General features: G+C 74.9%; 17 protein-coding genes. 9 read left to right on the forward strand and 8 right to left on the reverse strand.

The window, feature by feature from the left end:
- Window positions 1-35 precede the first annotated feature (35 nt).
- Window positions 36-1,412: a lipase family protein gene (locus ACZ7JZ_RS27220; protein WP_470943653.1), complete on the reverse strand. Its 1,377-nt coding sequence runs from the start codon at window positions 1,410-1,412 to the stop codon at window positions 36-38.
- 261 nt (window positions 1,413-1,673) lie between these two features.
- On the opposite strand from ACZ7JZ_RS27220, the gene ACZ7JZ_RS27225 reads away from it, so the two are divergent.
- Complete coding sequence (locus tag ACZ7JZ_RS27225; protein ID WP_470943655.1) at window positions 1,674-2,969, forward strand: RsbRD N-terminal domain-containing protein; 1,296 nt, start codon at window positions 1,674-1,676, stop codon at window positions 2,967-2,969.
- 354 nt (window positions 2,970-3,323) lie between these two features.
- On the opposite strand, the gene ACZ7JZ_RS27230 is transcribed toward ACZ7JZ_RS27225, so the two are convergent.
- Both ACZ7JZ_RS27230 and ACZ7JZ_RS27235 read right to left on the reverse strand, forming a co-directional pair.
- Entirely contained in the window at window positions 3,324-5,069 is a 1,746-nt protein-coding gene (locus ACZ7JZ_RS27230; protein ID WP_470943656.1) for an FG-GAP repeat domain-containing protein, read from the reverse strand.
- A 254-nt stretch (window positions 5,070-5,323) separates the two neighbouring features.
- The gene (locus ACZ7JZ_RS27235; RefSeq protein ID WP_470943658.1) at window positions 5,324-6,517 is read right to left on the reverse strand and encodes a serine hydrolase domain-containing protein; all 1,194 of its coding nucleotides are present in this window, start codon (window positions 6,515-6,517) and stop codon (window positions 5,324-5,326) included.
- A 124-nt stretch (window positions 6,518-6,641) separates the two neighbouring features.
- On the opposite strand from ACZ7JZ_RS27235, the gene ACZ7JZ_RS27240 reads away from it, so the two are divergent.
- The 4 genes from ACZ7JZ_RS27240 to ACZ7JZ_RS27255 all read left to right on the forward strand — a co-directional run bounded on the left by ACZ7JZ_RS27240 (window position 6,642) and on the right by ACZ7JZ_RS27255 (window position 9,022).
- A complete protein-coding gene (locus ACZ7JZ_RS27240) occupies window positions 6,642-7,571 on the forward strand; it encodes an AraC family transcriptional regulator (protein WP_470943736.1) in 930 nt (309 codons plus the stop codon).
- A 148-nt stretch (window positions 7,572-7,719) separates the two neighbouring features.
- Window positions 7,720-7,995, forward strand: a complete 276-nt coding sequence (locus ACZ7JZ_RS27245; RefSeq protein ID WP_470943659.1) for an early set domain-containing protein — start codon at window positions 7,720-7,722, stop codon at window positions 7,993-7,995.
- Between the two features lie 131 nt (window positions 7,996-8,126).
- On the forward strand, window positions 8,127-8,507 hold the full coding sequence (locus ACZ7JZ_RS27250) for an STAS domain-containing protein (protein ID WP_470943661.1): 381 nt from the start codon (window positions 8,127-8,129) through the stop codon (window positions 8,505-8,507).
- 107 nt (window positions 8,508-8,614) lie between these two features.
- Window positions 8,615-9,022 (forward strand): ATP-binding protein, encoded by a 408-nt coding sequence (locus tag ACZ7JZ_RS27255; RefSeq protein WP_470943662.1) that lies wholly within the window; start codon window positions 8,615-8,617, stop codon window positions 9,020-9,022.
- 272 nt (window positions 9,023-9,294) lie between these two features.
- On the opposite strand, the gene ACZ7JZ_RS27260 is transcribed toward ACZ7JZ_RS27255, so the two are convergent.
- On the reverse strand, window positions 9,295-10,815 hold the full coding sequence (locus tag ACZ7JZ_RS27260) for an FAD-dependent oxidoreductase (RefSeq protein ID WP_470943664.1): 1,521 nt from the start codon (window positions 10,813-10,815) through the stop codon (window positions 9,295-9,297).
- A gap of 164 nt (window positions 10,816-10,979) precedes the next feature.
- On the opposite strand from ACZ7JZ_RS27260, the gene ACZ7JZ_RS27265 reads away from it, so the two are divergent.
- On the forward strand, window positions 10,980-12,074 hold the full coding sequence (locus tag ACZ7JZ_RS27265; protein WP_470943666.1) for a carboxylate-amine ligase: 1,095 nt from the start codon (window positions 10,980-10,982) through the stop codon (window positions 12,072-12,074).
- A gap of 124 nt (window positions 12,075-12,198) precedes the next feature.
- Here the strand turns inward: ACZ7JZ_RS27265 and ACZ7JZ_RS27270 are convergent, their stop codons facing one another.
- Complete coding sequence (locus ACZ7JZ_RS27270; RefSeq protein ID WP_470943668.1) at window positions 12,199-12,897, reverse strand: HSP18 transcriptional regulator; 699 nt, start codon at window positions 12,895-12,897, stop codon at window positions 12,199-12,201.
- Between the two features lie 137 nt (window positions 12,898-13,034).
- Between ACZ7JZ_RS27270 and ACZ7JZ_RS27275 the strand changes: the two genes are divergently transcribed.
- The 3 genes from ACZ7JZ_RS27275 to ACZ7JZ_RS27285 all read left to right on the forward strand — a co-directional run bounded on the left by ACZ7JZ_RS27275 (window position 13,035) and on the right by ACZ7JZ_RS27285 (window position 14,554).
- Window positions 13,035-13,469 carry an Hsp20/alpha crystallin family protein gene (locus ACZ7JZ_RS27275; RefSeq protein ID WP_470943669.1) on the forward strand — a complete coding sequence of 145 codons (435 nt, stop codon included), beginning with the start codon at window positions 13,035-13,037 and terminating at the stop codon, window positions 13,467-13,469.
- A 108-nt stretch (window positions 13,470-13,577) separates the two neighbouring features.
- Entirely contained in the window at window positions 13,578-13,973 is a 396-nt protein-coding gene (locus tag ACZ7JZ_RS27280; protein ID WP_470943670.1) for a DUF2267 domain-containing protein, read from the forward strand.
- 137 nt (window positions 13,974-14,110) lie between these two features.
- Window positions 14,111-14,554, forward strand: coding sequence for a DUF2267 domain-containing protein (locus tag ACZ7JZ_RS27285; protein ID WP_470943671.1), 444 nt, complete (start codon window positions 14,111-14,113; stop codon window positions 14,552-14,554).
- 31 nt (window positions 14,555-14,585) lie between these two features.
- Here the strand turns inward: ACZ7JZ_RS27285 and ACZ7JZ_RS27290 are convergent, their stop codons facing one another.
- The 3 genes from ACZ7JZ_RS27290 to ACZ7JZ_RS27300 all read right to left on the reverse strand — a co-directional run bounded on the left by ACZ7JZ_RS27290 (window position 14,586) and on the right by ACZ7JZ_RS27300 (window position 16,607).
- Window positions 14,586-15,461, reverse strand: coding sequence for a tat (twin-arginine translocation) pathway signal sequence (locus ACZ7JZ_RS27290; protein WP_470943673.1), 876 nt, complete (start codon window positions 15,459-15,461; stop codon window positions 14,586-14,588).
- Window positions 15,462-15,757: 296 nt separating this feature from the next.
- A complete protein-coding gene (locus tag ACZ7JZ_RS27295; protein ID WP_470943675.1) occupies window positions 15,758-16,087 on the reverse strand; it encodes a hypothetical protein in 330 nt (109 codons plus the stop codon).
- 94 nt (window positions 16,088-16,181) lie between these two features.
- Window positions 16,182-16,607, reverse strand: coding sequence for an arsenate reductase ArsC (locus ACZ7JZ_RS27300; RefSeq protein WP_470943676.1), 426 nt, complete (start codon window positions 16,605-16,607; stop codon window positions 16,182-16,184).
- Window positions 16,608-16,616 lie beyond the last annotated feature (9 nt).

The following is a 16,616-nucleotide window of genomic DNA, read 5'->3' on the forward strand; positions in this document are numbered from 1 at the left end:
GCCGTGCGGGCGGGGGGCTGTCGGGACAGCAGGGGTCAGGACAGGGGGGCCGGCTGCTGCGGGGCCAGGGAGTTGCCCGCCGGGATGCGGCCGCAGTCGGACGGGGCCTGCCTGCCCGCGAAGCGGTCGTTCAGCCAGCCCAGGGCCACGGGGGCCCAGGCGACGGCCGCGGTGGTGTGGCTCAGCAGCTCGTGCTGGGTGTACTTGACGGCCGCGTCGCCGGTGGCGCAGTACTGCCGGGCGAGCGTGCGCACGTCGCCGGAGACCATGACCCCGTCGCCCGTGCCGATGCCCCGGTGGTTCGAGAAGGTCCCCTCCAGGACGCCCGCGTCGCCCTGGGCGATGAAGCCGGGGACGGTCGGGGTGGGGGCCGAGCCGAGGTTGAGCTTGTTCATGGCCTCGACGAACGCCGGGATGGAGTTGGGATCGGCGTACTCCGGCTTCGCCATCTTCTTCCAGCTCAGCCCGGGGTACTGGCCGATCGCGTTGATGATCGAGCCTCGCTCCAGCTGCTTGTACACCTTCAGGCCGTAGTCGTTGAGGTAGGAGGCCAGGTCAATCCCGTACGAGCGGGAGACCCCGATGACGGCCATGGGGATGACCCCGGACCAGGCCAGCGAGCCGTCTACGTACTTCAGGTTGTGCGCCGGGTTGACGAGCAGGCCGCCCTCGGCGTAGCCGACCAGTTTCCGGTTGACGTCCGGTGCGTAGGACGGGGCCAGGGAGACCGCCCAGTTGGTGGCGATGGCGCCGCCCGAGTAGCCGATCAGGCCGAAGGAGGTGGCGGAGTTCAGGCGGGTCTCGGAGGAGCGGGTGGCGGCGCGGATCGAGTCCAGGGTGTTCGTCCCGTACTCCGGCCCCGCGGCGAAGTTCGCCTGCTGGCCCTCGGTGTCCGGGATGACGACGTCGTAGCCCTTGAGGAGCAGCGGAACCAGCAGCAGGGACTCGGCGTTCGGGATCAGGCCGCCGAGGGTGACGTCGCCGGCGATCGCGCGGGAGGGCCCGTCCTCCGGGTTGAGCGAGTCGTAGAACGACTGGTACGACACGGCCTTGCTGCCGTCGCCCAGCGAACTGCGCACCACCGTGGTCACGTTGGCGGCCGGGCGGCCCTGCGCGTCGGTGGTGCGGTAGAGGAGCTGGACGGCCTTCACCGGGGTCGGCAGGCCGATCAGGTGGTACTGGAGCGTCCGCGTCTTGAGCACGGAACCGGGCGCGAAGGAGGAGAGCGGCGCGCTGCCGCTGTACGCGTAGAACGGGTCGGCCGCAGTCGTGCCGGCCGCAGCGGTACCGGCCGTGCCCGCGGCGGTGGTCGTGGCGGTGGTCGCCGGGGCGGCGGCGGCCGTCGGCGCGGCGGTCGCGACGGCGGCGGTGGCGACGGCGAGAGCGAGCAGGCGTACGGCTGCCTTGGTCATGGTTCCTCGATTCGTGGGGGATGCGGGCGCGGCGGGGGAGGCCGGCACCGGCCGGGGAACGGGGCGGGGACCGGACGGGGGATCGGACGGGGACTGGTTGCGGAACGGGCGGGAGGGCGAGGGGGCGACCGGGTCCGTCCCGCTTCTGGCCATCCACCAGCCGGTCGTGTTACCAACCAGTAGGAGAACTCCCGGAAACATCATGGACGCCGCCGGCCGCCACGTCTCCGGGGTGGGGAACAGAGATTTGCGAGGTGGATTGTGACCGCATCCAAGGCCGAAGGGCCCGACTCGGTGCCGCATTTCGGGGGCGTCCCGGTCCACCAGCGCCTCCACGCCGCCGCCGGCGCCCTCGAACGCGCCGTCATGGCCCGCCTGGTCGAACGCCTCCCGGTATACGGAACACTCCCCTCCGAGCACCTGGGCGGCGATATCGCCCGCCAGGTCGTCCTCGGCATCCGCAGCTTCGCCGAGGTGCTGCGCACCGGCGAACCCCCGGGCCGGGAGGAGCAGGTGGCGATCCGCGAGTCCTCCGCCCGGCGCGCCGACGAGGGCGTCCCGCTGGAGGCCGTGGTGAGCGCCTACCACCTCGGGGCGGAGGAGTGCGCCGCGCAGGTGTTCCCGACGGCCGGGCCGGGCGACCTGGACGACGTACTGCTCGTGCAGAGCCGCCTCCTCGCCTACCTGCGGCTGGTGAGCTGCGAGGTCGCCGCCGGGTACGTGCAGGAGCGGCAGACCGCGCTCGGCGACGAGCAGGTCGCCCTGCAGTCGCTGCTGTCCCGGCTGCTGGAGGGCGGCAGTCCGCAGGCCGCGGCCGACCGGGCCGGTATCCGGCTGCCGCCCTGCTACCTGGCGCTCAGCCTCGCCGTCGGACCGCACCCCGACGAGCTGGTGCCCGGCCTCAACCACGAGGTCGCCGCCCGCCGCAAGCTCCGCCGGCTGCGCAACGCGCTCCAGCGCCGCACCGCCGGGGTCCCGCTGTCGGTCCTGTCCGGCGAGGGCGGGCTGGTCCTCCTGCCGTACGAGACCCCGGCCGCCGAGTTCGGCCCGGCGGACCGGGAGCGGCTGGACCGGCTGGTCGGGGAGCTGGGCCGGGCCTGCGGGGCCGAGGTGCTGGCCGCGGCGGCGGCCGCGGTCCCCGAGGAGGTGGCGGAGGCCGCCCGGCTGGCCGCCGAGGTGCGGGCGGTGGCGGAGGCCTCGGGCCGCGGCCCCGGCGCGTACCTCCTGGAGGACGTCCTGCTCGAATACCAGCTCAGTCGTCCGAGCCCGGCCCGCGAGGGCCTCGCCGTCCTGCTGGCCCCGCTCGACGGCCGCCCCGAGCTCATCGACACCCTCCGCGCCTTCCTCGCGGGCAGCCTCGACCGGCGCAGGGCCGCCGCCCGGCTCCAGGTCCACCCCAACACGGTCGACTACCGGCTGCGCAAGGCGGCGGAGTTCACCGGCCTGGACGCGGCCCGCGGCGCCGACGCCCTGACCCTCCGCGCCGCCCTGGCCGCCCGCGACGCCCTCCAGCAGTCCCTGCGCACCCCGTCCCCGCACACCCCGCCCCCGTCCTGAACCCGGCCCCGGCGGCGACAAGGGCCGGTCGGGTACGTCCACCGCGGCGACCTCGGCGTCACCGGCCGCGAGGTCCTGCGCACCGACCCCGCCCTGCGCGAGGAGTACGGCGCGGTCAAGCAGTCCCTGGCCGCGGACCCGCACCTGGACACGACCGCCAACCTGGCGGGCAAGTCGGGCGTGCTTCAGAAGGTCCTGGCCGCATCCGGGGAGTTCGCGGCAGCCGAACTCCGCGGGATCCACCGCCTGAACGACCCCCTGGCCTGACCGCCTGACCGCCTGACCGCCTGACCGCCTGACCGCCTGACCGCCTGACCGTGCGCCCGCCCGGCCGCGGGGCGGGCGCGTGGCGCCCTACAGCATGTTCTTGTAGATGTTCCAGCCGTTGCCGAACTTCACCCGGGCGGCGAACGTCGCGGTGCCGGCGCTGCCCGTCGAGGTGTACAGGTACATCTCGCCGTTGGGGAGGCGGGCGAGGACGTCGCCCTTGCTGTCGCCGTTGATGTCACCGGGCACGACCAGGGCGTCGTACACGTTCCAGCCGGACGCGATCTGCTCGCGGGCGGCGAACGGCGCGGCGGACGTTCCCGTCCCCTTGTAGAGGTACAGGCGGCCCGTGGTGTCGCGGGCGAGCAGGTCGGGCCGCCCGTCACCGGAGTAGTCGCCGGCGCCGACGAGCGAGTTGTAGGTGTTCCATCCGCTGCCGATGCGCACGCGCGTACCGAGCTTCGTGTACACCGCCCCGTTGCCGGGGTGCAGCCACAGGACGCCGGCGGAGTCGCGGCTCAGCAGGTCGCCCTTGCCGTCGCCGGTCAGGTCGCCGGGGCCGACCATGGCGTTGTAGCTCCACCCCGTGGCGGCCTTCTGGCCGCGTATGTACAGGTCGGTGCCGATGTTCTGCACGTAGCTGGCGTGGTTGTGGCTGTTGAGCCCGGTGGCGTACGTGTTGCGCGACCCGGCGGTCTCGGTGCCGACCTTGGTCGGGGGCGAGAGGTAGTCGCCGTTGGCCAGCGCGAGCCACTTGACCAGGCTGTTGTCGGACTGGGTCATCAGGTTCTGACCCTTGCCGTAGAGCTGCGTGGTGCCCGCGCCGAGGACGAACTCGTTGCGCTCGTAGCCCTTGCCGAAGTACGTGGGCGCGGCCAGCTTGCCGGCGCCGATCGACTTGTAGTGGTACTGCACGCCGTCGTAGGTGCGCGCGAGCAGGTCGCTGCGGCCGTCGCCGTCGCCGTCGTCGGAACCGGTGACCATGTTGTACGCGTTCCACCCGCCCCCGATCTTGACGCGGGGCTTGAGCGGGGTGGTGGCGCTGCCGGCCCCCTTGTGGAACCAGAGCTCTCCGGCCAGGGTGCGGCCGTAGACGTCGCCGATGCCGTCCCCGTCCACGTCGTTGGCGCCGACGAGCTGGTCGTACACGTGCCAGCCGGAGGCGACCTTGACCCGCGCGTTGAACGGCCTGCCGACCGTACCGGTCCCCGTGTACAGCCACAGGCCGCCCGCGTGGTCGCGCGCCAGCAGGTCGGGGCGCCGGTCGCCCGATACGTCGCCCGTGGCGACGACGCGGTTGTACGTCTGCCAGCCGCCGCCCGACCACAGCGGCGCCGAGGTCGCCTTCGGCCCGGCCTCGTAGAGCGTCAGGACCCCGTCGAAGGACAGGGAGAGCAGCTCGGGCCTGGTCGTACCGCCCACGTCACCCACCGGCAGCAGGTCCTTGAAGGAGGACTCGGGGTCGGTCTTGTAGACCGTGTACGGGCTCCAGGCCTTGATCGACGACAGGTAGACGGCGACTTCCTGGTCGTACTCCATGACGATGAGGTCGCTGACCCCGTCCCCGTCGACGTCGTGCCGCGGCTTGGCGGCCGCGGCCGCCCTGACCGGCGGCGCGGCCGGCTCCGGCAGCACCACCGTCGGGTACCCCCCGGCCCGGCGCGCGCCCTGGCCGGCGACCGCCCCCGGCGCGGAGAGCCCGGGCACCGGCCCCTGCGGGCCGACCGGACCCGCGGCGGCGGCACCGGGCGCGGTGGCGAGCACGCCGGCGGCCAGCGACAGCACGCCCCCGGCGGCGAGGACGCGCAGGCGTCCGCGATGCGGTGTAGTCAAGATCCCCCCCTGAGGATCGAGCAGCGGGAGCCCGCCGGGGCACGACCCACCGCACCCCCGCCCACACGCGTCCGTACGTGTCCGGCCCCCACTTCCGTCCCTGCACCCTAAGCCGCCCCACCGACAACGCACCACGCGCCTCAGCAGCCCGTCGGGCCGCAACTGCCCCTCATGCGCGCTCCCTTACCCGCGCGGCCGGGACGGGGCGCAGCCCGCGGGCCCCGAGTCCGCCCGTCCGCCGGGGTGGTGCGGGGTCAGTGCAGGCCCCCGTACGCGGCCATGACCAGGTTCGGGCCGCGGTCGTCCTGGTGCCGGGCGGGGTCGAGCATCTGGTTCATGACGTACGCGACCGTCATGCGGGTGCCGGGGTCGTTCACGACGAGGGAGCCGCCCCAGCCTCCCCAGCCGAAGGTGTCGCCGAAGCCGCCGAAGCCCGTGGTCCAGGACACCGGGGTGCCCAGGACGCGGTCCTCGCCGCGGAAGACCTCCTGCCGGGCCGGTGCGCAGCCGGCGGGGGAGAGCAGGCGCACCCCGGCCGCCGAGCCGCCGTTGGACAGCACGGACTGGACCAGGGCCACGGAGCGGGCGTTGCCGAAGCCGTTGACCGCGGGGATCTGGGCGCGGCGCCAGGGCGTGGAGTTGACGTCCCGTACGCGGATCCGCGTGCCGCCGCCCGTCTCGCGCGGGGCGCCGTCCGGTCCGGGCGGGGCCGTGGCGGCGTAGTCGTCCGTCAGGGAGGGCGGTGCGATGAGGGGGGCGACGCGGTGGTCGTGTTCGGGGGCGAGGCCGATGTGGAAGTCGGCGCCCAGCGGACCGGCCACCTCCTGCGCGAAGAACTCGCCCACGCTGCGCCCGGTGATGCGGCGGACGACCTCGCCCACGAGGAAGCCGAAGGTCAGCGCGTGGTACCCGGCGGCCGTGCCCGGTTCCCACTGCGGGGCCTGCGCGGCCAGGGCCGCCGTCACCGCCTCCCAGTCGCACAGGGTCGCCACCGTGACCGGTCCGGCCAGTTCGGGCAGGCCCGCGGTGTGGGACAGGACGTGCCGGACCCGTACGTCCTCCTTGCCCGCCGCGGCGAACCCGGGCCAGTACGCGGCCACCGGCGCCGACAGGTCGAGCAGGCCGCGGTCGGCCAGGACGAGGGCGCACAGCGCCGTCATGTTCTTGGTCGTCGAGTTCACCCCGGCGAGCGTGTCGCGCCCCCAGCGCACCGTGCGGTCCGCGTCGGCGTACCCGCCCCAGAGGTCGACCACCGGCTCGCCGCCCAGGTAGACGGCGACCGAGGCGCCCACGTCCGCCGTCGCGAGGGAGGCGGCGAAGACCTCCCGTACCGCCGCGAACCGCGGCTCGCACTGCCCCTCGACCTCGATTCCGGTCCTGCCGTCTCTCCTCGTCCTGGTCCTGGTCCCGGTGGTGGCGGCCGCGGTGTCGTTCTCGGTTCCGGTCATGCTCACGAGCATCATGGGGGCGGCGTGCGGCCGCCCCACACTTCCCGTACCGGTTGTGTCGGGTGCCCGGCCGCCGGAGCGGGGCAGGGTCGGGGAAGGCCGGGGGACGGAAGGGCGGATGCGCGTGCTGGAGCGGCTCAATCAGGCGCTGGACCACCTGGAGGCCGGCCTCGGCGGCGGGGCGGACCCGGCCGGGGCGGACCCGGGCGGGGTGGACGTGGCCGAGGTGGCGCGGATCGCCGCCGTGTCGGAGCACCACTTCCGGCGGATGTTCTCCACCCTCGCCGGGATGACGCTGCCGGAGTACGTGCGGCGCCGGCGGATGACCCTGGCGGGGGCCGAGGTGCTGGCGGGGGAGCGGACGCTGCTGGAGGTCGCGGTGCGCTACGGGTACGGCTCCGGGGAGGCCTTCGCACGCGCCTTCCGGTCGGTGCACGGCGTCGGGCCGGGCGAGGCGCGGCGCACCGGCGCACCGCTCACCGCGCAGCCGCGGATGTCCTTCCGCCTGGTCGTGGAGGGGCGGGCGGCGATGCGGTACCGGATCGTGGAGAAGGAGGCGTTCGCCGTCGCCGGGAGGCGGGCGCGGGTCCCCCTCGTGCACGAGGGGCCCAACCCGGCTGCCGAGGCGCACCTGAGGGGCTTGGACGGGCAGACGGTCGTACGGATGAAGGAGCTCTCTGACCCCGGCCGGGAGCCGGCGGGGATCCTGTCGGCGGCGGTGCACCTGACCGGCAGCCGCGGGGAGGGCACGGAGGCCGACTACTGGATCGGCGCGGCCATCGAGCCCGGGGCGGCCGCGGGGGACCTGGACGTGCTCCCCGTACCGGCCGGGACCTGGGCGGTCTTCGAGAGCCGCGGCCCGCATCCGCAGGCCCTCCAGCAGCTGTGGCGGGACGTGTTCACGCAGTGGTTCCCGTCGAATCCGTACACGAGCCGGCCGGGCCCGGAACTGCTGCTGACACGGCCGGTGGCGGATTCGGGCACGGGTACCGGGGCGGGTACGGCGGACTCGCAGCTGTGGATTCCGGTGGAGCGGCTCCCGTCGGTTTGGTAGCAGAAGGTGACGAATGGGGTGTGACGCCTTACGGAGCGTGGTGGACGGGTGAGGTCTGGGCCGAAGGGGCCAGTCGTCCTGCGGGGCCGGGCCCCGGGCCCCACGATGGGGTGCGTACCCGTCCCCGACGATCCAGGAGAACCGTTTCATGCTGCACCGCACCCTCAAGAAGGACCGGACCGAGGTCACGTTCATCCTGCCCGGGGACATCCCTCCGGGGCCGGTGAGCGTGGTCGGCGACTTCAACGGCTGGCAGCCGGGGGTGCACACCCTCCAGGACCGCGACGACGGGCACCGCGCCGTCACGGTCGTGCTCCCCAGCAAAGCGGTCCACTCCTTCCGGTACCTGGCCGCCGGGGACTACTGGTTCAACGACGACAGCGCCGGCGACCGCGAGGGCTCCAACAGCCGCCTCCACACCTGACCGGACCGGGTCGCTCCGCTCCCCGCTGACCTGCCCGGACGGCGGGGAGCGGCGTACCGTGGAGGAACCACCGGCCGCGGGCCCCGGCGTACGGGACGGCGGTACGGGGTGGGAGGGGCGAGGAGGCCGCCGTGGACGCGGAGCCGACGGAACTGCCCCCGGCCGCACCCGGGCTGAAGACCGACACCCTGCGCGTCGGCGACGCCCTCGTGTGCATCCTGGCCGGCGACCTGCACACCGGCACCAGGGAGATCGGCGGGGCGGCGCTTCTGGAGGCCCTGGACTCGGGTCCGCGCCTGCTCGCGGTGGAGCTGAACGCCGTGGAGCTGTTCACCGCCGACGGGCTCAACCTGCTGCTCGCCCTCCGCGGCCAGGCGCGCGGGCGCGGCGTGGAACTGGTCCTTGTCGCGCCCAGCGCGGCCGTCCGGCGCGTACTCGACGCCACGGGCGCGGGCGGGTCGTTCACCGTGCTCCCGACCGTCGCCGAGGCCGTCGGCCGCCCCCGGTCCTAAATCCGCGCCCCGCAGCCGGTGTAGCCCGGTGGAGGGCGGGCAGGCGACAGGACCACGCTTCAGGAGCACGCTTCAGGAGCACAGGTCTAGAGTCTGCCGGGGCCGTCATGGGCCGACCGCTTTTCGCAGTGCAGCACCGCGAGCTCGCCCTCGGCGACACCGCGGGCCCGGAGGCGTGCAACGCCGGCATCTCGTGGGTGCGCCAGACCCTCACCGACTGGGACCTCCTCGACCGGGGGCAGGACGCCCTCCTCGTCGCCGCGGAGCTCCTGTCCAACGCCGCCCGGCACGGCGGCGGCGTCCGCAGCCTGGCCCTGGCCCGGCACGGCCGCATGCTGCGCGTCTCCGTCACCGACCACCGTCCCGACCCGCCCCGGCGCCCGGCGCACCACCGGCCCGAGACCGTCGGAGGGCACGGCGTGTTCATCGTCGACCAGCTCGCCCACCGGTGGGGTACGCACCCGCACGGCCACGGCAAGACCGTCTGGGCCGAACTCCCCCTCGCGGATGCGTGACCGCGGGCGGGAGGGCCCCCGGGCCCTCGGCGGCGGCCCTCCGCCCTCCTCCTGCCCGGACCTCCGTCCCGCGCTGGAACCGGAGCAGGCGGTGCTGCCGCGGGAGGCTGGAGACCGTGCGCGTCGTCGCCGGGCCGGGCCCTGGGAGGCCGGCCCGGCCCCGCCCGGCAGCGGAGGGCCGCGCAGCAGCAGGCGTGGGGCTTTTCGGCAGTACGCGGCGCCCGCCCGGTCGGTCACGGGGCGGGCGCCGCTCTGCTCCCCCGCCCACTCCCTCAATCGGGCAGGTCCTTCGGATCGCGCCGGTCCAGGGGCAGCAGCGCCGGGCCCTGGAGGACGGAGCCGTCGATGCCGAAGCGGGAGCCGTGGCACGGGCACTCCCAGGTGCGTTCGGCGTTGTTGAAGGCCACGAGGCAGCCCATGTGGGTGCAGACCGCCGATACGGCGTGCAGCGCGCCCTGGTCGTCGCGGTGCACGGCGCAGGGTCCGCCCGCGGCGCGGACGACCGTACCCCCGCCCGGCGGCAGGTCCCGGACGGGGCCGTTGGAGCCGTCGCCGAGGGCGTCGAGCCGGTCCTTGACGAAGTGCTTGCCGATGTCCCACTGGGCCTTGAGCACCGACGGCGCCGACTTCACCGCGGAGCCGAGCCGCCCGGGGTCGTAGAGGCCGGCCCAGCGCTGCGGCTCGCCCGCCACCAGCGAGGCGATGAGCGAACCCGCCATGACCCCGCCCGTCATGCCCCAGCCGTCGAAGCCGGTGGCGACGTAGACGTTGCCGCCGCCCAGGGGGAGTTCCCCGACGAGGGGCACGTCGTCCGAGGAGGCGTTGTCCTGCGCCGCCCAGCGGTCGGACACCCGCCACCCGGGGAAGTGCCGCTCGGCCCAGGCCTCCAGGCGGCCGTACCCGGCGAGCGTGTCCTCGCCGCTGCCGGGGGTGAACGCCTCCCCGGTGACGACGAGCAGCCGGCCGCCGTCCGCGAGGGGCGCGGTCCGCACCGAGCGCTTGCCGCCCTCCCGGGTGATGTACATGCCGTGGGGGTCGCGGTCGGCGGGCAGGGGCCCGGCGACCACGAGGTCGCGGTGCTGGGTGAGCCGGGCCGCCAGGACGGCGTGGTCGAAGACGGGGTGGTGGGTGGCCACGACGGCGTACCGGGCCGAGACGGTGGCCCCGTCCTGGGTGGTCAGGCGGCACGGATCGCCGTTCTCCAGGCGGACCACGCGCGTCCCCTCGTGGATCCGGCCGCCGCGCGCGACGATGTCGGCCGCGAGCCCGCGCAGGTACTTCAGCGGGTGGAACTGGGCCTGGCCCTCGACCCGCACCGCCCCGCGGACGGCGAAGGGCAGCCCCGTCCCGGTGACGAACGACGCGTCGAGCCCGGCCGCCCGCGCGGCCTCCGCCTCAGCGCGCAGCGCGTCGACCCCGTCGGGGTGCTCGGTGTACGTGAGGGCCGGGCGGGTCTCCAGCTCGCAGTCCAGGTCCAGTTCCCGCGCCACGTCGAAGACGTGCCGGAGCGCGGCGCTCTGGGAGTCCGCGTAGTCGCGGGCCGCGTCCTCTCCGTGCCCGTCGCGCAGCGCGTCGTAGACCGTGGTGTGCAGGGCGGTGAGCTTTCCCGTCGTATGGCCCGTGACGCCGCCCGCGAGCCGGTCCGCTTCGAGCACGACGACGCGCAGCCCGGCACGGGCGAGCTCCCAGGCGGTACTGAGGCCGGCGATGCCGCCGCCGACGACCGCGGCGTCGGTTTCGACCTCGGCGTCCTGCGGGAGGGGGGCGAAGGACGGCAGGGGGGCCGTCCGCATCCAGTAGGAGTCTGCGGGACAGGGGAGTGGGGGAAGTCGGTTCATGGTCAGCGCGTGCCCGCGGAAGCGGGCGTGATGCGCGCGGGGCGGGCCGGGGTGCGAGGGGGCGGGCCGGTGCGAGGGTCCGGGGCGTGATCGCCCCGATGCGGGGTAGCCGCCGGGACGTGATCACCGTAGGAGTGGAAGAGGAGTACCTGCTGCTCGACCCGGCGACGGGCGAGCCGGCACCCCTGGTGGAGGACGTGTGCCGGACGGCGGGCCTGGGCCCGTACGCCGAGCGCGACGAGGTCCAGGACGAGCTGCTCCAGGCCCAGATCGAGGTGGCCACCCCCGTCTGCCGGAGCCTCCAGGAGGTGGGGGGCCACCTGCTGCGGCTGCGCCACGCCGTCGGTGCGGCCGCGGAGGCGAACGGCTGCCGGGTCGCCGCCACCGGCGCGGCCCCGCTGCGCGGGCCCCTGCCCGTACCGGTGACGCCCACCGCGCGCTACCTGCGGATCGAAGGTGCGGCGCGGCAGCTCGTCGACGAGCAGCTGATCTGCGGGATGCACGTCCACGTCGGCATTCCCGACCGGGAGACGGGCGCCGCCGTGCTCAACCGGATCCGCAGCCGGCTGCCCACCCTGCTGGCCATGTCCGCCAATTCGCCGCTGTGGGACGGCCGGGACACCGGCTTCGCGAGCTGGCGCACCATCGTCTTCGGCCGCTGGCCGGTCAGCGGCCCGCCGCCGTACGTCGACGGGCTCGCCGACTACGAGCGGCGGCTGGACGCCCTCGTGGCCTCGGGGGTCATCGCCGACCGGGCCCAGGCGTACTGGCACGCCCGGCTCTCCGACCGCTACCCGACCGTCGAGGTCCGCTGCCTCGACGTCCAGCTGCGGGCCGACGACGCCGTCATGTTCGCCGGGATCGTACGGGCCCTCGTCGCCACCGCCATCGCGGAGGAGCGGGCGGGCGCCGCACAGCCCGCCGTGGAACCGGAGCTCGTCCAGGCCGCGACCTGGCACGCTGCCCGGCACGGCATCAACGGCACCCTGGTCGACCCCCTCGGGCGCCCGCGCAGCAGCGGCGACGTGCTGTTCTCACTCCTCGACCACATCAGGCCGGCCCTGGAGGAGGCGGGTGACGTCCGCGCCGTGAGCGGCCTCGTCCACCGGCTCCTCCAGGACGGCACCCCCGCGGACGGCCAGCGCCGCGCCCTGGCCGAGGGCGGGATGGCGGGCCTGATCGACCTGGTGACGGGCACTGCGGCGACCGAATGACGGACGTACGTGCGGGTACGGGCGCCGGGCGGCCCGGGCAGCGGGTAACCGGGGAACCCGCACTCCTTCGGGGAACCCGCAACCCACCACGCGCACCCCGGGACCCGGGCTCCGGAGAGAGCCTTCAGGTGCCGTCCTGACCTGCCGCGCTGCGCCGGTCGCGGGTGTCGCGGGTGTCGCGGCGCAGCCGGTCGGCGTGTGCGGTCACGGCGTCGATGCGGTCGGCCAGTTCGGCGTCCTCGACGCGCAGGTGCGCCCGGCTGTCGCCCAGCGGGCCGACGAGCCGGGCCGCGTCGTCCCCGGCGAGGGCGAGGTTCAGGTCGCCGACCGCGGTGTCGGCGCCGGCGGGCAGACCGGTGAGCGAGGTGACCTGCCCGGCCAGCCGCCGCAGGTCGCCCGCGTTGTCGCGCGCCCAGTCGCGTACGCTCCGGTCGGCCGCCCGCGAGGTGCGGGTGGCCTCCACCCGCTGCTCGCGGGTCGAACCGGCCTCTCCGGGGCGCCGGCGCAGGTAGCGGCGCTCGGCGGCCTGGCGGCTGGCGACGCCGAGGGGTCCGGCCAGGTCCGCCCAGCTGGCCCCGTGGTCGCGCGCGGTTTCGATCAGGACGCTCTCCCATGCGGCGAGCTCTTCGCGGACCTCGCGCAGGAGGACCAGGGCCGTCAGGGCCGCCTCGGGGCCGGATGCTGCCCCGGGTCCGTCGCCGTCCGGGCCGGGGTCGGTGTCGGCCGCCGCCCGGGCGTCGCGTACGGCCCGCCGGATGCCGTGCAGCGCCGCGGCCGCGGCCGCGAAGGCGACCGGCGGCGGCTGTGTACCCGCCTCGTCCATGGGGTTCTCCTCGCGTCCGGCTGAATGTCATCGCTTGGATGACAGATTACTTGTCATCGGTTGGATGACATGTTACAACGGAAGCACCTTGAAGCGCATTGGCAGTCTCTGCCTGAACCAACTGGAGGTGTTTCGCGATGTTGATGCGCACCGACCCGTTCCGCGAGATGGACCGCATCGTCCAGCAGCTCTCCGGCACGTCCGGTACGTGGTCGAAGCCGTCCGTGATGCCGATGGACGCCTACCGGGAGGGAGACGCGTACGTCGTCGCCTTCGACCTCCCCGGAGTGAGCCCCGAGGCGATCGACATCGACGTCGAACGGAACATGCTCACCGTCAAGGCCGAGCGCCGGCCCGCAGCCAGGGGCGACGGCGTGCAGATGGAGCTCGCCGAGCGGCCCCTCGGCGTCTTCTCCCGCCAGGTCGTCCTGGCCGACACGCTGGACACCGAGCACATCGAGGCCGACTACGAAGCGGGCGTCCTGACCCTGCGGATCCCCATCTCCGAGCGGGCCAAGCCCCGCAAGGTGGCCATCCGGGCGGAGTCCGGGCGCAAGCAGATCTCCGGCTGACCGGCCCGGCCCAGTGACGGCCGGAGGGCGCGGGCCCATCCCCCTCGGGCACCCGCCCTCCGGCACCCGGCCCCTCACCGCCGCCCGTTCACCGGAGGTGACCCACCGATGCCGATACGCCCTGACGCGTTCCTGGCACAGGTCCAGGAGCGCGGCGAGTACCGCACGCGCGCAGAGGCCGAACGGGCCGCCCGGGTCGTCCTGGCCCTGCTGGGCGCCCACCTGGCGGGCGGGGTACGGGCCGAACTCGCCGCCCGGCTCCCGGAAACGTACGCCCTGATCCTCCTCAACCCCCTTCAAGCGGCGGAGCCGCTCACACCCGAGCGCTTCGTCCGCGCGACCGCCGCCTGGATCGAAGGCGCCACCGAGGCGACCGCCCTGTGGGACATCGGCGCCGTCCTGTCCACCGCGGCCGCGGCGGCCGGCGAGCCGCTGATGCGCGAGGTCCTGCTGCAGCTCCCGCCGGGCTACGACGCCCTCTTCGGCCCCGCGCAGCCCCTCTGACCCCCTGCCCCGTGCCGGTGAGCCGCCGGGCACCGCCGTACGCCCCTGGTCCCGGGATCCGCATCCCGACCGGGCCGGACGGTGCCCCGGCCGCGGCCCCCGGGCACTCGACCTGAAGGAAGGAAGGCACACCAGCCATGTACCACCAGCCCCGACCGGCAGGGTCCGCCGCTGCCATGACGTTCGACCAGATGCTGGAACGCGTGCGCTACGAAGGCGCCTACCCCACGTCCGAACGCGCCGAAGCCGCCGTCCGCGGCGTCCTCGCGGCCCTGGGCCGACAGGTCACCGGTGACGAACGGGTCGACCTCGCACAGTGCCTGCCCGTGGAGGCCGCCCTCGTGCTGACCGCTCAGGTACCGGCGGCCGAACCCCTCACCGGCTGGGGCTTCGTCAAGGACCTCGCCGCCCGCACCGGCGTCACCCCCGCCGTGGCCCGGTGGAACACCGGCGCCGTCCTGTCCGTCGTCGCCCGGCTCGCGGGCCCCGACCTCCTCGCCCGCCTCCTGCGCCAACTGCCCGGAGGCTACGCACTCCTCTTCGGGCAGGCGGAGCTCGTCCGGCAGAAGACGGCAGCCTGAACCGGACCCTCCGGGACCGGCCCCCACCGGTCTACCCGCCGCCGAAGAGCCCCGCCAGCCCGCGGGCGGGGTCCACGGTGTTGGTGAGGTTGGCGTACGCGACGACGAGGGCGGCGGCCGCGGCCGCGCCCCAGGTCCCGGCGGCGGTCAGGCGGGCCGTCCGGCGGGACCGCCGGACGGCCCGGAGCCCGGCGCGCCGCCACCCGCGTACCCCGGCCGCCGCGGCTGCCAGGGCGCACAGCGCGGCCGTCAGGGCCAGGACGGCGTGGTAGCGGACGAAGCCGTCGACCACGGCGGCGAGGGCCGGCGCGGCCGGGGGAGGCCCGCTCCCGGCGGCTCCGGCCTCCAGTGCGGCCCGTACCCCGCCCAGCACCCGCGCCACCTCGCCGTCGGCTCCGCCGGTGGTGAGCGCGGGCAGCAGGGAGGCGTACGGTGCGGCCGCGCCCTGCACGTTGGCGACCAGGACGAGGAACGCGAACGCCCCGACCAGCCAGGCGAGTCCGGCCGCCGCTGCCAGGACCGGGGCGGGCGGGCGGAGCCGTGCAGGTTCCCCGGCCGTCGGCCGCCGGGCCTGCCGGGCCCGCCTGCCGAGCGACACCGCGAGGGTGACGGCCGCGGCCAGGAGCAGCGCGGCCAGTCCGGCCTTGACCAGGTGGAAGCGGAACCAGAGGTCCACCACGGTCTCCAGCTGCCGGGGGAAGGCCTCGCGCCCGGAGTCCCAGTGGTCGACGAACCCGCTGCGGAAGGGCCCGGCGATCCGGGCCGCGTGCACGGACCCCGAGCTCAGGGAGAGGGGCACCAGGTGCACGGCCGGGAGCAGCACGAGCACCGCCGCGGCGGCGGCGCTCGGCAGCGCGGCCCGCCACCGCGGGGGCGACGGCGGTAACGGACGGGCGGCGGCAGTCATGGCGGGCCTTTCGGTCGGGAGCCGGAGCCTGCGCCGGAGAGGGCGCAGGTATCCGGGACCGGTCCCGTGGACGCGGCCCGGTGTGAGGACCGGGGTGGCGGCCGGTGCGGCGTCCGGCCGCCGTGTGCGGTGGCCCCCGACCGAAACGTAGCGGCCCCGGGGGCGGAAGTCCCTGGGGCCACCACCCCCTTCCTCCCGGGGGCCGTCCCCCTTCCGCGAACTCCCGTACGGAGCCCTCGTGCCGTGTGCCTCCAGAGGCGTGCGCTGCGGTGCCAGCGTCGGGAATCGGTGCGCGGTCAGGGTTGCCGGCGATGCCGCCGGTCCGGCCGGAGCGTCCCCAGGACGGCGAGGAGCAGGCAGGCGGCAGCCGCGCTCATCGAGGCGTAGAAGAGCCACTCGAAGAGCATGCCGTTCGCGCCCTCCACCGTGCCGTCCGCGCGGACGCAGGACTTCTCGAACGGGAAGCGGGAGGTGCGGAGTTCGCCGCAGCGGTACTCCAGGTCCTCGTGCAGTACGGCGGCCCTGACCCAGGACAGGGCCCAGACGAGCAGGAAGATGCCGCCGAAGGCACAGACCGCGCCCCACAGCCGGTTCAGCCGGGCGTCGTGCGCGCTGGTTCCCGTCACGGGGCGAAGCGTACGGTAACCCCCGCCCGGTACGGTCCGGCGAGGCTGTGATCCGGCCGCCCCCGCGTCGAGGCGTCCGCCCCGCGTCGAGGCGTCAGCCCCCGTGCTTCGGCTGGGCGTCGATTTCGGCGACGAGGTCCTCTACGAGGGTCCTGATCTCGTCGCGGATGGGGCGGACGGCTTCGACGCCCTGGCCGGCGGGGTCTTCGAGCTGCCAGTCGAGGTAGGTCTTGCCCGGGAAGTAGGGGCAGGCGTCGCCGCAGCCCATGGTGATGATGTAGTCGGAGGCCCGGGCGGCCTCGGGGGTCAGCACCTTCGGGGTCTGGTCGGAGATGTCGATGCCGAGCTCGGCCATGGCCGCGACCGCGGAGGGGTTGATCCGGTCACCGGGCACCGAGCCGGCGGAGCGGACCTCGACCCGGTCCCCGGCGAGGTGGCGCAGGAACCCGGCCGCCATCTGGGAGCGGCCCGCGTTGTGGATGCAGACGAAGAGGACGGACGCGGCAGGCGTGGAGGGCATCGTTCTTCC

It is taken from the genome of Streptomyces sp. NPDC038213 (genome assembly GCF_055600495.1).

What these genes read in the sequence shown, in the direction of transcription:
- ACZ7JZ_RS27300 (WP_470943676.1), bottom strand. Translation starts at nt 16,607, where the DNA reads ATGCCCTCCACGCCTGCCGCGTCCGTCCTCTTCGTCTGCATCCACAAC.
- ACZ7JZ_RS27255 (WP_470943662.1), top strand. Translation starts at nt 8,615, where the DNA reads ATGGGCCGACCGCTTTTCGCAGTGCAGCACCGCGAGCTCGCCCTCGGC.
- ACZ7JZ_RS27235 (WP_470943658.1), bottom strand. Translation starts at nt 6,517, where the DNA reads ATGACCGGAACCGAGAACGACACCGCGGCCGCCACCACCGGGACCAGG.
- ACZ7JZ_RS27275 (WP_470943669.1), top strand. Translation starts at nt 13,035, where the DNA reads ATGTTGATGCGCACCGACCCGTTCCGCGAGATGGACCGCATCGTCCAG.
- ACZ7JZ_RS27270 (WP_470943668.1), bottom strand. Translation starts at nt 12,897, where the DNA reads ATGGACGAGGCGGGTACACAGCCGCCGCCGGTCGCCTTCGCGGCCGCG.
- ACZ7JZ_RS27280 (WP_470943670.1), top strand. Translation starts at nt 13,578, where the DNA reads ATGCCGATACGCCCTGACGCGTTCCTGGCACAGGTCCAGGAGCGCGGC.
- ACZ7JZ_RS27220 (WP_470943653.1), bottom strand. Translation starts at nt 1,412, where the DNA reads ATGACCAAGGCAGCCGTACGCCTGCTCGCTCTCGCCGTCGCCACCGCC.
- ACZ7JZ_RS27285 (WP_470943671.1), top strand. Translation starts at nt 14,111, where the DNA reads ATGTACCACCAGCCCCGACCGGCAGGGTCCGCCGCTGCCATGACGTTC.
- ACZ7JZ_RS27245 (WP_470943659.1), top strand. Translation starts at nt 7,720, where the DNA reads ATGCTGCACCGCACCCTCAAGAAGGACCGGACCGAGGTCACGTTCATC.
- ACZ7JZ_RS27290 (WP_470943673.1), bottom strand. Translation starts at nt 15,461, where the DNA reads ATGACTGCCGCCGCCCGTCCGTTACCGCCGTCGCCCCCGCGGTGGCGG.
- ACZ7JZ_RS27260 (WP_470943664.1), bottom strand. Translation starts at nt 10,815, where the DNA reads ATGCGGACGGCCCCCCTGCCGTCCTTCGCCCCCCTCCCGCAGGACGCC.